The sequence below is a fragment of the Aureispira sp. CCB-E genome (assembly GCF_031326345.1).
GTDB lineage: Bacteria > Bacteroidota > Bacteroidia > Chitinophagales > Saprospiraceae > Aureispira.
Genome location: NZ_CP133671.1, coordinates 312843 through 326875, shown reverse-complemented (window position 1 = coordinate 326875; position 14033 = coordinate 312843). Strand labels below are relative to the sequence as shown.

Sequence of the window (14033 nt, the reverse complement as noted above, 5' to 3'; positions counted from 1 at the left end):
AAAAAAGGCTAACTGTATAAGAGTTAGCTGAAAGCTTAAATCAATTGATTAAAGATTAAATTTATCGTTCTAAATCAACTTGATTGAAGAAAAATAGTACATAGTCTATAAAAAAGAACAAGCGTTGAAGCATTATGCTTCAACGCTTATACATAAGCTCTTTTTGGTTAGCTATTTATAGCTGCTTCCAAGAACTCTATGGCATTACCCACAGTTTGGATTTCTTCTGCTTTCTCGTCAGGGATAGAAAGTTCAAATTCTCTTTCGAACTCCATTATCAATTCTACTAAGTCAATTGAATCAGCACCTAAATCTTGCTTAAAATTTGCTTCTGCAGTTACTTCAGATGCATCGATAACTAGTTTGTCTGCGATAATTTTGGTTACGCGTTCAGTTATAGTTGACATAACTTGTATTATTTTGAATAATCAATAAAAAAACCTTTCGGTAATTTGTTTTATAATCAGTGGCAAAGATGGATATTTACAATTGTATAACCAAAGTTTTTGCTATTTTTTTTAATCTGTTGAGCTTCTTCATTCATTTTCAGGCAGAATATTATTGCTTTTTGAACGCTATATGATTTGATTTATTTGGCGTTTTTTGGATTAACATAAGGTCGAATAAGTAAGGAAAATAGCTTGGTTCATAAATAACATTTGGTGTTAATTACTGTTAAGAAATTATTTTTATAGATTTAATGCCCTACTTTGTATACCTACATTATGGACAATTGATTTGATAGTGCTTAAAATTATAATTTTTGGCTTAATTCTAGTCTTATCTATAAACTAATCAGTGCCTCTTGTTGATCAATTACACGACTATTACAAAAATGAGGCTAAAAGTTGATCTAATGCTCAACCAATAAGAGAAATAGATCGTTAAATTTAAAATATATTTTATCATGAAAATAATAATATATGCTTAAACATATTTTCTTTTATCTTGCCTTGCTGGCAGGAGCAGGAAGTGTGCTAGGTCAGGGATATATCTTGATTCCAATGGATGAGAGCCAGACCAATCATATGAAAGCGTATGGCATTACCTACCAAGTCCTTTCTGCGAAACAAGAAGCGTATTGGTTACTGAATTATCATGGAGGAAGTTTTGCATTTCAATACAATGATGTGTTCAAAAAAGAATGTATGCGTAGAGGTGTTTCCTTCAAAGTTATTCCAACTGCCTCGTTTAATAGTATCTTGAACGAAATAAACGATCCTCAAGTTAACATGGAGGCAATGAAGTTGGAGGTGGCTCCTAAGGTGGCTGTTTATAGTCCTACTGTTAATGTGAGAGGAAAAGAGGTACAACCTTGGGATGACGCCGTTACGCTGGTATTAACTTATGCAGAAATTCCTTATGACTTGGTGTATGATGACGAGGTATTAGATGGCAAACTTAATGAATACGATTGGCTGCATTTGCATCATGAAGATTTTACAGGACAATTTGGAAAATTCTTTGCCAATTATAGCAGTCAAAAATGGTATAAAGACCATGTTCGAAGTATGGAAGCTTTGGCCGAAAAACACGGATATAGCAAAGTTTCTCAACTGAAACTAGCGGTTGTAAAGAAAATTCGGGAATTTGTCTCTGGTGGTGGGTTTATGTTTGCAATGTGTTCTGCTACTGATACTTATGATATTACTTTGGCTGCTGATGGCGTTGATATATGTGATTATATGTACGATGGAGATGCTCCCGACCCTCAGGCACAAGAGAAGTTGAATTATAACAATACGTTTGCTTTTAAGGATTTTAAATTGGTAAGAGATCCCTTGAAGTATGAATTTTCTACCATAGATGCTTCTCCCTTGACATCACCCTCTAGAAGGGTAAAGGATGATGTGGATTATTTTACTTTATTTGATTTTTCTGCAAAATGGGATCCTGTTCCTACGATGTTGACACAGTCACATACTAAGACCGTAAAAGGTTTTATGGGACAGACAACGGCATTTAGAAAAGATCAAATTAAATCTAATGTACTAATTTTGGGAGAAAACAAACCGGCTAATGAAGCACGGTACATTCACGGAACCTTTCAAAAAGGATTTTGGAGTTTTTATGGTGGTCATGACCCTGAAGATTATCGTCATTTTGTACACGACCCGCCAACCGATTTAGAGTTGCACAAGCAATCTGCTGGATATCGACTTATTTTGAATAATGTTTTGTTCCCAGCAGCCAAAAAGAAACCTAGGAAAACATAACTAGATAAAGAAAACAACTACTTGATTTGAGAGTAGTTGTTTTTTTCGTTTAGGAAGATATTTTTCATGAATAGTAGAGTAGACCAATTGCTTGTAGATTATTTATTGAGGGGATATTAACTGTATGGAAGAATTTATTTGTCAAAAATAAGGAGAACCAAAACCGATGTATTACTTTTACTTACCTTAGTTCAAGGTTTTTATCATTTTTTGAACGATTATTTATATTACAATAGTTTGTTGCCTTTTTATCTTTTGTTAAAAAAGTGATGAACTACTATTATACTATATTATAGCCATCAATGAAATATACAACTATAGCTGTCACCATTTTATTTCTATTTGCTTCTGCCTGCAAACAAGATACGAATAAAGTAAAAGAGATTATAAATGTCAATCTTGAAGACCCTGTTGTGCAATTGATATTTAATTATCAAAATGAGCGAAAAACAGACATCTTATTGACTTACCTGACCGTTCCTAATCCTACACACCGATACTTGGCAGCTTTAGCCTTTGGTTCGGTTCAAGATACAGCAGCAATAAGAGATTTAGCTGATTTGTTGAAAGATGATTATGAAGAAGTGCGATATGCTGCTGCTTATGCCTTGGGGCAAACAAGGAATATCAAAGCTGCTACTTACCTAACAAATGCCTTTAGAGAGGATTCATCTAGACTCGTCCAAGCAGGAATATTAGAGGCTATCGGACGCTGTGGGACAGAAGAACATCTAAAAAACCTTTCTGTAACACGCCCATATCCTATCCAAGATAGTATTCTTTTAGAAGGACAGGCAACAGCGTTGTATCGTTTTGCATTGAGGGGCTTGGTACACAAAGAGGGAACAACCAAGATTATGAATGACTTTATGGCCAATTCATTAATGTCTTCTAAGGCACGATTTATTGCTGCCAATTATTTGGCTCGAACAAAAGGAATTGATTTGAGTGGTTATGAGAATGTATTGATGAACAACGTCTCGGAAGAAAAAAATCCCAATACCTTAATGTCACTAGTTACGGCATTGGCAAAAAGTAAGACCAAACGTGCGCAAGATATGCTAGAACGCATTTATCCTCAACAAAAAGATTATCGAGTAAAATGTAATATACTGAGAGGGCTAAAATATTTTCCTTATGATTCAGTCAAAACTTTAGCGTTTGATGCCTTAGATGATAAGAATTTGCATGTAAATATCACAGCAGCAGAATACTTATACCATAATGGAAATGATTTGGATGCTGGCAAATATTATACCTTAGCAGACAAACACACCGATTGGCAAGTACGCTCCATCTTGTTGGGAGCAGCTGTACATAATTTGTCTTATTTCAAATCAAAAACCAAAGCTTTTTTTAGCTCTAAAATTATTAGTTTATATAAGGCATCGAACAATGTATACGAAAAAGCAGCCTTGTTAAAAGCTTTGGGCAATCATAGTTGGAATTATCGTTTTATTGCAAGTGAAATATTCCCCAAAGCAGATAGTATTATCATTCCAGAAGTCATTCGATCAAGTGGAACCGAAGCACTAACCCTATTGAGGGGCTCGGAAACCTTTGATAGAGAGTTGGCGCTTTCAAAGATTCGTGTAACCAATGAGATTAATGTGCTGTTAAAACGAGCTATAGAAGAAGGTGATCCTGCTATGCAAGCTATTGTTGCCGATTTTTTGGCAGATGAAACGTTAAATTTTAAAGCAGTATTCTCTGATTATCAATTCCTAAAAGAGGCACAGGAAAAGCTCTCTTTACCAGGAAGTATTGAGACATATATCATTCTCCAAAAAGCAATCAATTATTTTGAAGGAAATCCCAATCGTTCTGTTCATAAAAAATCGAATTCTTTTACAGAAATAGATTGGCCCTTAATTCGTGTCCTTAAAGATAACCACAAAATTATTATACAAACTACAAAAGGAAATATTGTCCTCAAATTGCACCCAGAAGTAGCACCTGCTACAGTGACGCAATTCGTGCATTTGGCAAAAGCCAAATATTATGACAACAAACCATTTCATCGAGTCGTGCCTAATTTTGTGGTACAAGGCGGTTGCTCTAGGGGAGATGGTTATAGTGGTTTTGATGTAACGGTTGTTTCGGAATTCAGTCCCAAAGTACGTTACCATGACGAAGGTTGGGTTGGTATGGCTTCGGCAGGAAAAGATACAGAGAGCACACAATTTTTTATTACACATGCCCCAACTCCCCACTTAGATGATAATTACACTATTTTTGCAAAAGTGGCAGAAGGTATGGATGTGGTACACAAATTAGAAGTGGGAGATAAAATTATTACTATAAGTATCAATTAGTTCATAGCAGTCATTACTTCATGAGTGCAGTTAAGTAAAGTACTCGACAGTAGAATGTGCACGGTTATATAGACAACTATAGCCAATATAAAATACGTTGAAAATCTGAGCAAAACTAGTATTTATACAGATTCTCAACGTATTTTTTTCTTAAGGCTATTACTTGCCAAATTCTGCCTCAAAGGGCTTTATAAAATGCTCATCTTTAGCATAAATAGCAAAAACAACTCGTTTAAATTGGTTTTTATATTTACCTAATAAGAGCTCTTTGAACAAAGCGGCAATCACTACAGGATCGTTTTGAAAAACACCACAACCCCAAGCTCCTAAGATTAATGTTTCGTGCCCATTTTGTTTACAAATAGCTAAAACCATATCCATACGACGCTGCATCGTTTCATGGATTCTATTTACATTATTAGGCTCATTACGTTGCACTGCTCCTGCGTTTACAGCAGGTGCTGTGATAATAGCGCTATAGGTCAATTCATCTAGCAAGTTGCCATTTTCATCTTTAAAAATAGGAACATTAGGACTGTAAATAATATGATCTGTGTACAGACAAGAGTTAACGGTTCTATTTTCTTTATAATAATGTTCTGCCTTTAATTGGCAAGGATATAAGCCGCTTGCTCTAGCAATACTTTCCTCTTGTGCTTGGCTTCCATTGAGAAAACCTCCCCCAGGATTTTTAGCAGAGGCAAAGTTAAGGCAAGCAAGGCGCTGGTCTGTTGGATATTCTTTTCGGACAGCATCTAATGTTGTAAGCGAATTGACAACAAATTCCGTTTCCAAATGTTGAGCAATAGGAAGCGGTTGTTGGATTAGCTCAAGCAATTGTTTTGGTTCATACAATACTGTTTGTTGTTTGGCTGTCTTTAAAGCCTTTGACAAATAAACAGGTTTACCTAAGTTATTTTGATAACTTCCTTTTTTTAAGATGCTCAAAGTATCTTTTGCAATTAGGGCGCGTGTGCTTCGTTTCATGATTTTTAAATTTTATAGCGATGAAACATTCTTGGGATAGAAAATAGTTCCAGTTGGGAATAAAATATTAGAAATAATTAGCAAAGTATATTCTAACGTAAAAGGTACTTAAAAGATAGGCGTATAATTCTAAAATTGAGTTCTTCCAATTCTAAGCATTAGACTTCAAAAGTCTAAATACTTTTCTATCTTTACGGCTATAAAAAGACATCAATTTCAATACTTTATTTTAATCCAAATGTAATGGAAAATAATATCCACCCAATATTCGATCGACTACTACAACGGAAAGATAGAGAAAAGCGATTGGGACAACGCAGCAAAGTACTATGGTTAACAGGATTATCAGGTTCTGGAAAAAGCACAATAGCACAGCATTTGGAGCGCAAGCTTTATAACGAAGGCTTTTTTGCGCAAGTTTTGGATGGAGATAATATTCGTTCTGGAATCAATAATAATTTGTCATTTAGCCCAGAAGATAGAATGGAGAATATTCGCCGAATTTCAGAAATTGCAAAACTATACTTGCACAGCGGTGTTGTAACTATAAACTCTTTTATAAGCCCAACCATTGCCATTCGACAAATGGCAAAAGAAATTATTGGTGTAGACGATTTCGTCGAGGTATTTATTAATACCCCTTTAGAGGTTTGTGAATCAAGAGATGTGAAAGGCTTGTACAAGAAAGCTAGAAAGGGTGAAATTAAGGGGTTTACGGGGATAGATGCTCCTTATGAAGCTCCCATTAATCCCGATATCGAAGTAAAAACGCATAATATGACTATTGACGAATCTGTCGATGTTATTTATAACTATTTGTTGGATATTATTACTTTGTAATTGTTCTGGTATTTTGAGTAACTCATTTTGGTTGTATCTTAACTATTCTAATCTGATTAGAGTTGTATTGGTCAATGGGAAAAAATAGGAGATGCTCTACTATGAACAACGCATTCATCAATAACCGTTAAAATAATCCAACAAACAATCAATTATTTATTTTCTTAGTTTGTGCATTAATACAATCTGTATTAAAATACCCCACGCAGGCTATCTTATCTTTATAAATTATAATTTGTAACTTATGAACTATCATCTAAGCCACTTAAGAGAATTAGAAGCAGAATCTATTTTCGTCTTGAGAGAAGTAGCCGCTCAATTTGAGAAGCCTGTACTGATGTTTTCTGGCGGTAAGGATTCTATATTAATGACTTACTTGGCTCAAAAAGCATTTTATCCTGCAAACATTCCTTTTCCGTTGTTGCACATTGATACAGGGCATAACTTTACCGAAACAATAGAGTTTAGAGATAAATTGGTAGAGCGCCTAGGTGTCAAACTTATCGTGGGGTCTGTTCAAGAAGCAATAGACAAAGGCTTGGTCACCGAAGAAAAAGGCTATAATGCTAGTAGAAATAGCTTGCAAACAGCTGTCTTGTTAGAAGAATTGGAAAAAGGACAGTTTGATGCTGCAATGGGGGGCGCTAGACGCGACGAAGAAAAAGCAAGAGCTAAAGAACGCTTTTTCTCTCATCGGGATGAGTTTGGTCAATGGGATCCTAAAAACCAACGTCCTGAACTGTGGAATATTTTTAATGGTAAAAAACAATTTGGAGAACATTTTAGAATATTCCCAATTAGCAACTGGACAGAGTTGGATGTGTGGCAATATCTTATGTTAGAAAAAGTACCTTTGCCTAGCTTGTATTTCGCACATATGAGAAAATGTTTTGAACGCAACGGAGTTATCTTAGCAGCATCAGATTATATTAACATGAAACCTGAAGAAAAAGCATCTGTAGAGGAACGTATGATTCGTTTCCGTACAATTGGAGACATCACTTGTACGGGAGCCGTAAGTTCTGAAGCCGATACAATGGAAAAAATTGTAGAGGAAGTAGCGGCTACTCGTATTACTGAAAGAGGAGGTCGTTCTGATGATAAACGTTCAGAAACAGCCATGGAAGATAGAAAAAAACATGGTTATTTTTAAGGAATGCGATTGAACTGTGCTGCTACTGCGTGGTTCTCACCAAGTAATGTTTAATCAAATAAGGAATCAAGACAATTCTTAATTGTGGCGCTGCTGCAATTATTCAATGATAATAATTATGAAAGAACAAAAAACAGAACTCTTGCGATTTACAACGGCAGGAAGTGTAGATGATGGAAAAAGTACGCTTATTGGGCGTTTGTTATATGATAGTAAGTCTATTTTTGAAGATCAGTATGATTTGATAAAAGAAACCAGTGAACGTAGAGGCGAAGAAGGGATTAATCTAGCTTTGTTAACAGATGGCCTAAAGGCAGAAAGAGAACAAGGTATTACCATAGATGTAGCCTATCGTTATTTTGCAACGCCAAAACGTAAATTTATTATAGCTGATACACCAGGACATATTCAGTATACAAGAAATATGGTGACAGGGGCATCAACAGCCAATGCTGCACTAATTTTGGTGGATGCTCGACATGGCATCGTGGAACAGACGCGCCGCCACTCTTTTATCGCTTCTTTATTACAAATCCCTCACTTAATTGTGTGCGTCAATAAAATGGATTTGGTAGATTATAAAGAAGAAGCTTACGATAAAATCAAGAGTGATTTTGCAAATTTTGCCTCCAAATTGGCTATCAGCGATGTCGATTTTATTCCTATCTCTGCGCTATATGGTGATAATGTTGTTAAAAAATCAGAGAATATGCCTTGGTATGGTGGCTCTACCTTGTTGTATACCTTAGAAAACGTACATATTGCTAGCGATCACAATTTTATCGATTGTCGTTTTCCTGTTCAACATGTTATCCGCCCTAATACAGACGAACACCACGATTATAGAGGCTATGCAGGGCGTGTAGCGGGAGGTGTTTTTCAAAAGGGAGATAAGGTTGTTGTTCATCCTTCAGGGTTTTCGTCAAAAATTGCGAAAATTGACACCTTTGATGGAGAAATAGACAAAGCATACCCTCCTATGTCGGTTACTATATTATTAGAAGATGACATTGATGTTAGCCGAGGAGATATGATTGTTCGCGAAAATAATCAAGCAACGGTTACTCAAGATTTGGAAGTAATGGTATGTTGGTTTAATCCAAAACCATTGCAATTGCGTGGCAAGTATACCATCTTGCATACAACTAAAGAGGCTCGTTGTTTGGTGAAAGATATCCGTTATAAGCTAGATATTAACAACTTAAAAAGAAAAGAAGAGGATAAAGATATTGGCATGAATGATATTGCTAGAATCGTTGTTCGTACCATGAAGCCTTTATTTGTAGACTCTTACCGAAAAAACCGAGTGACAGGGGCCTTGATTTTTGTCGATGAAGGAACCAACGAGACAGTTGGTGCTGGTATGATTATTTAGGTTTGTTATAAGAAGAAGAAAAAAAAGCTCTTTCCGTACAGTTAGTGGGAAAGAGCTTTTTTTTAACTTGATATAAGGTATATCTATTCTGAAAATGGATTTAATCTTAATATATTAGAACCAGGACCTGTACAGCCTTCTAATAATGGACAATCTTCAGTACTAGGAACAGTACTTGTTCTTGGTACAACTTGAATATTCAATACTTCATTTTCGAGAGTAGAGTGTATAAATAATTCAAAGGCTAAAGTGTGTTTTTGGGGGGCTATCGCTAAACCAACCTCAGCCCCAGCAACCTGAGCATTAGCAGAAATATTTTTTGCTAATGCCATATCATCTACATCAAGTACCATTCGTATTTGATGTATGGCGGTGTTATTTTCAAATTTAGTTTGACCAACTTTACTGATATCTATTCTATCTAGAGAATAGGGGCTATTTTTTTGAAATCTAATTGTTCCATTATTGATTGGCTCAAGATCAGCAAATACAATTGATTTTCCATTTTTATATGTTTTGCTAACCTTAAATGGCAAGTGTAGCTGAATATCATCAGGCGCCACATTCGTACGAAAAGTTGCCGCCAAAAGGTTGCCCCCTAATTCTTTTAATTCATCGAGAGTACCGCTTTGAATTTTGTCATTGAACCAGTCTAATAACCATTTTGTTTTCTCCGTTAAGTCATCTCCTCCAGGAATTTCATTATGCACTTCTGTTGCTGCGATTTCAACCAATGTTTTTCGTGGTTCCCAGTTGAGTTGATAATTAACCACTAATGTACTGGTATCAATGCTCAGAGGGCGTCGTTTAGCACTATTTCTACTGACACTTAAAGCAGCTTTTAAATCTTTGGTGCTAGGAAAAATAAATTCCATAGAATCAATCAATTCTTCCACATCTTCAGGGTAATAATTTTTAGTATAAGAAGTATATTGTTTTTTCAAAATCTTATCCAGCTGTGCATTTTCCATGGCATCCCTCCATATGTTTTGGATATTTTTGAATGTGACGGTATTGCTTTCTTTTGCCAAGGACGTTTTTAAGAATTGTTCATAAATAAATCGAAGCCCTTCTAATCCATTAATATCTTTAGTAAATAAGTATTCTAATTCTTGGCTCAAATCTTTAGTTTTAAAAGTAGTATTATCCGACCAACTAGAAGATTTTGCATCCAATACTAAGTCTTTAGACGCTGTTGTCCACTGATCTATTTTGATTTGATAATCATCAAAACTAGCTTGAGCTTTTACTTCTTCAAACAAACTTTTTAATTGGCTGCTGAACTTAAGTGGAAAGGAAAATTTTTGCTCTTGCCACTGATCAGCCATTCTATAATTATGGCTTCGTGCTAAACTATCTAACTCGTCAATTGATGCTCCAATTAAATCTGAAAGTAAGTCTCCTCGCTCAATTTTAGTCGTAGCAGATTTTAAATGATACATGACTAGACTCATAAGCGGATCAATATCTCCATAATTGCTAGAGAGAATACCTAATTTTTGACGATAACTGCCAGCGTAGAATAAGGTATCTTGATTTTCTATACTATTGATTGTTTTGATTACGTCCTTTGTCCAAGCAGAAAGTTTTTCTTGGAAGATTCTATACTCTGGGGCATCATTATAAGGTACCTCAATTATTGCCTCGTTGAGCCAATGGGCAAATGTAGCAGCAGGAGGAAATAGGCTACCATCAAAATCATTATCATTGATGTTTTTATACAAGTCGTAATTATAATAAACAACAATATCTTTAGGTTTGATACTAGAGAAGGCATCTGCAATTGTAGAGGCAACGATTGTTCCTTCTATTTCTACTGCATCAAAACTTCGGAGATAATTGCGAAGAACCTTATAAATATGGTTATAAAGGGCAGGGTCATATTTTTCATCTGAGAATTCAGCCTCAATGGTTTTTAATAATTTTACGGTATTAATTTTTTTATGATTTTTATAATGTTGCATAGAATCTTGTACAAGCCAAGCCCAATCTTTTACAGATTCAACATATTCTTGCTTAGATACTCCTTGGTTAGGGGCAGCACCTGGATGATTGGGGTGTTTGGTATCTTCTATGTTTTGCCTTAATAAAACATTAAGAATGGCTTTATCTGAAGATGGTAAAATATCATCAAGAGACTTTGCTTTTTTTAGATTTCTCTTGATAGCAATATTATTTTTGTCTTTAAGCAGATTAATGATATTGTTTAAGGTATATTTTTTTAAAACTTCAATAATTTTAATTGCTAAATGTTCACGAGAAGGGGGTGTTAGACTATCTGGTAATGAATTAATTATATCATCGTATATATATTGATTAATTAAGTAGAGTTTTGCCATTAGAGCACTCTCTAGCATTACTTTAAATTTAGAAACTAAAACTGGAGTTTTATCGCCATCTAAGGTTTCTAATTCTATGGCAAAACCATTTAACTTATTAGATAATTTTGCTGCAAAAATCCCCAAATTAACCTCTTCATCAAGATTTATATCTGATGATACATTAGTTTTTGATTTATCTAAATGCTCTATTTTTGCCTTGTAATAATTATCTAGAAATCTTTGGTTTTCAGGAATACTTAGTGTTTGACGAGCTAGATCTAGTTGTTGCAACGTGCTAGAATCGATTTGATGCTTTAATAGTGGGTAAGCTGTTAATATAGTATCTAAAGTTTTGAAATAGGAGTCAAGCTGAATTAGTTTTTTTTGTTGCATAGGTGAAGCACTTAGTAAAATAATGGTTAGTAGTAAAATTTTCATACTTTAATTGCTAAATATATTAGGCAAGTTGCTGCTGTGTTTCTAGTATTTTGGCAATAACGAGGTTTAGCTTTTTACGAGCAAGTTCGAGAGAGCTAGGAGGAATACTAGTACGATGAAACGTTGTAAAGTCTTGATAAAAAACCATGTTGGCTTGGTACTGTTCTTGAATTGCTAGATTAGCGTTCTTATACGTTGTTGTGAACTGCTGAATAAGTAGGGTTAGCTCATTTAATTCTTGGTACATATTTATTGATAACTTATTAAAAAATGATACTTCGCAGACTTTAAAGAAGCATATTGACCTATCATCAATGCTTTATGTTTTTATTGCGAAATAAAAATAATGTAAAAGGGAAATATATACTTTTTTTAATGAAAAATCAAGTAGATATTTATTGTACTTGTTTATTTTAAAAAAAGTAATCCCCTAAAAATGAAGCAGTCTTCAAAGCTACCAATAATATATAGTCGTGTTGAGACAAACTCAACTAAAAGTTACAAACTTCAATTTCACCTTGCATGATTTCTTCAAACCAAGTAACAGGGCTTTGGTATTTATCGCCAGTTTGTGTATCACATTTAAAAAACAGATAAAATAATTGCAAATTATCTTTCAAACGAGTTCTTAGACGATTGAGCAGTTGGTTTGATTTTTCTTCATAGCCTGCACAAGCTGCACACCAAGCATAATAAGCATCATCATGGAGTTCAATAACATCTAAAACTGCTTGGTCATGGATGTATTTTTTTGCAAATTTTAAGGCATAAATAGCATGATGTTTAGACCAATCGGTACGAGGACGAGTTTGTTCTTCTAAGTGCTTGAAGGTATCGTGGATAATGGTTATTAAGCGGAGTTGTTGGCGCATTTTTTTATGCTGAGTCGCCTTATCTACATTTTGTAGAACCTCATGGATATGGTAAATTACTTTGCCTTCTGGATGACCAGGGCGAGGTTCGCCCCAAAAAGCTCCTACCTGCCAATACTTGTCTCGAACAATTGTTTGCTCTAAAGTTGATTCAGGATTGACGTAACGTATAATCGTGTTGGTATCGTTAGAAACTTTGTTTAATAACATGGCACTTGGGTTCCAAATTCTTTGACTAGTATTCATATAACTCTCTTTTGCACTGATTTAAATTGTTGGTTAAGTTGACTAGTTGAACAATCTAAATTGGTGTGTTATTTATAGCAAAAATCTTACCAGTGTAAGCTCTTTGTTAAGAAAACCTTAAATAGTTATTTTTCTAACATTTTCTTTTTGTAGAGTTGCTTTTTTCTCCAGTATTCTTTTGAGAATAAGGGAGTGTTTCAAAAGCATCATTTTTGCTTTCAAATGTGTCTATGAGTGGTTTTTATAAGTAGTTAAATTAGGAGAGTTGAAGTTGATGTATTTTTTGAAGGTTGATTAATAATTTTTCTAAATCATTTAATGCTAGCATATTAGGTCCATCCGATAAGGCTAGGTCAGGAGAAGGGTGTGTCTCCACAAAGTAGCCCCGAATACCAATAGCAGCAGCAGCTTGAGCCAACAAAGGAGCATAAGCACGATTGCCTCCGCTTTTGCCTCCTGCTCCCCCTGGTTTTTGTACCGAATGGGTAGCATCCATTACAACAGGATAGCCATATTCCATCATATCCAAAATACCAGTATAATCTACTACCAAGTTATTATAGCCAAACATTGTGCCTCTTTCGGTCAATAGAATTTGGTGATTGCCAGTAGAGCTTACTTTGTTAACAACATGCATCATGTCTTTGCCTGATAAAAACTGTGCTTTTTTTATATTAACGATGCAATTAGTAGCAGACGCTGCCAATAGCAAGTCGGTTTGTCGACAAAGAAACGCTGGAATTTGCAAAATATCAACGACCTTTGCAGCTGCTTTGGCTTGTTTAGGTTCATGGATATCTGTCAAAATAGGTAACCCATACACCTCTTTTACTTTTGTTAAAATAGCCAATCCTTTTTCTAAGCCTGGTCCTCTAAAAGCGTCTACAGATGTTCTATTGGCTTTATCAAAAGATGCTTTGAAAATAATAACGAAGTCAGAAAACTTTTCTTGTATTTTTTTTAAAAATCTTGCTACTTCCAAGACCAATTCTTCTGATTCTATGACACAAGGTCCTGCAATCAAAAAAGGCTTTTCTTGGAGTTTTTTGTACAAATTCATAGTGTTATAACTTTCTTTACTTCGTGGGTGAATCATATTGTTTTGATTATCAATAGGGTGTGTTTTGAAGCTAAAAGCTTTGAAAAGATTGATAATCAAAAGAGAAGCACTCACAACGTAAACAGATGCAAAGATGTTTTTTTGTTTTTTGTAAAAAACGAAAAAATCCACGGAGTATTAAACTTTCACAGTTACAGTATTGGTATAATA

General features: G+C 34.8%; 11 protein-coding genes. 5 read left to right on the top strand and 6 right to left on the bottom strand.

Going from position 1 to position 14033, the window contains the following annotated elements:
* Positions 1-167 precede the first annotated feature (167 nt).
* Positions 168-407 carry an acyl carrier protein gene (locus QP953_RS01320; RefSeq protein ID WP_052596470.1) on the bottom strand — a complete coding sequence of 80 codons (240 nt, stop codon included), beginning with the start codon at positions 405-407 and terminating at the stop codon, positions 168-170.
* 516 nt (positions 408-923) lie between these two features.
* On the opposite strand from QP953_RS01320, the gene QP953_RS01315 reads away from it, so the two are divergent.
* Together QP953_RS01315 and QP953_RS01310 are read left to right on the top strand one after the other, a co-directional pair.
* Entirely contained in the window at positions 924-2216 is a 1293-nt protein-coding gene (locus tag QP953_RS01315) for a hypothetical protein (RefSeq protein ID WP_052596467.1), read from the top strand.
* Between the two features lie 302 nt (positions 2217-2518).
* Positions 2519-4531, top strand: coding sequence for a peptidylprolyl isomerase (locus QP953_RS01310; protein ID WP_309553716.1), 2013 nt, complete (start codon positions 2519-2521; stop codon positions 4529-4531).
* Positions 4532-4690: 159 nt separating this feature from the next.
* Here QP953_RS01310 and QP953_RS01305 read toward each other — a convergent pair whose 3' ends face one another.
* Positions 4691-5518, bottom strand: a complete 828-nt coding sequence (locus QP953_RS01305) for a TIGR02452 family protein (protein WP_309553715.1) — start codon at positions 5516-5518, stop codon at positions 4691-4693.
* Positions 5519-5761: 243 nt separating this feature from the next.
* Here QP953_RS01305 and cysC point away from each other — a divergent pair, with 243 nt between their 5' ends.
* The 3 genes from cysC to cysN all read left to right on the top strand — a co-directional run bounded on the left by cysC (position 5762) and on the right by cysN (position 8886).
* Positions 5762-6358 carry an adenylyl-sulfate kinase gene (gene cysC / locus QP953_RS01300; RefSeq protein ID WP_052596463.1) on the top strand — a complete coding sequence of 199 codons (597 nt, stop codon included), beginning with the start codon at positions 5762-5764 and terminating at the stop codon, positions 6356-6358.
* Positions 6359-6602: 244 nt separating this feature from the next.
* Positions 6603-7511, top strand: coding sequence for a sulfate adenylyltransferase subunit CysD (cysD, locus tag QP953_RS01295; protein WP_052596461.1), 909 nt, complete (start codon positions 6603-6605; stop codon positions 7509-7511).
* A gap of 118 nt (positions 7512-7629) precedes the next feature.
* Entirely contained in the window at positions 7630-8886 is a 1257-nt protein-coding gene (gene cysN / locus QP953_RS01290; RefSeq protein WP_081909536.1) for a sulfate adenylyltransferase subunit CysN, read from the top strand.
* A gap of 83 nt (positions 8887-8969) precedes the next feature.
* Here cysN and QP953_RS01285 read toward each other — a convergent pair whose 3' ends face one another.
* From QP953_RS01285 to kdsA, 4 genes are all read right to left on the bottom strand, one after another.
* Positions 8970-11645: a hypothetical protein gene (locus QP953_RS01285; RefSeq protein ID WP_309553714.1), complete on the bottom strand. Its 2676-nt coding sequence runs from the start codon at positions 11643-11645 to the stop codon at positions 8970-8972.
* 19 nt (positions 11646-11664) lie between these two features.
* Positions 11665-11892, bottom strand: a complete 228-nt coding sequence (locus tag QP953_RS01280; protein WP_052596454.1) for a hypothetical protein — start codon at positions 11890-11892, stop codon at positions 11665-11667.
* Between the two features lie 244 nt (positions 11893-12136).
* Positions 12137-12763 (bottom strand): hypothetical protein, encoded by a 627-nt coding sequence (locus tag QP953_RS01275; RefSeq protein WP_081909535.1) that lies wholly within the window; start codon positions 12761-12763, stop codon positions 12137-12139.
* A gap of 256 nt (positions 12764-13019) precedes the next feature.
* A complete protein-coding gene (gene kdsA / locus QP953_RS01270; RefSeq protein WP_231512788.1) occupies positions 13020-13859 on the bottom strand; it encodes a 3-deoxy-8-phosphooctulonate synthase in 840 nt (279 codons plus the stop codon).
* Positions 13860-14033 lie beyond the last annotated feature (174 nt).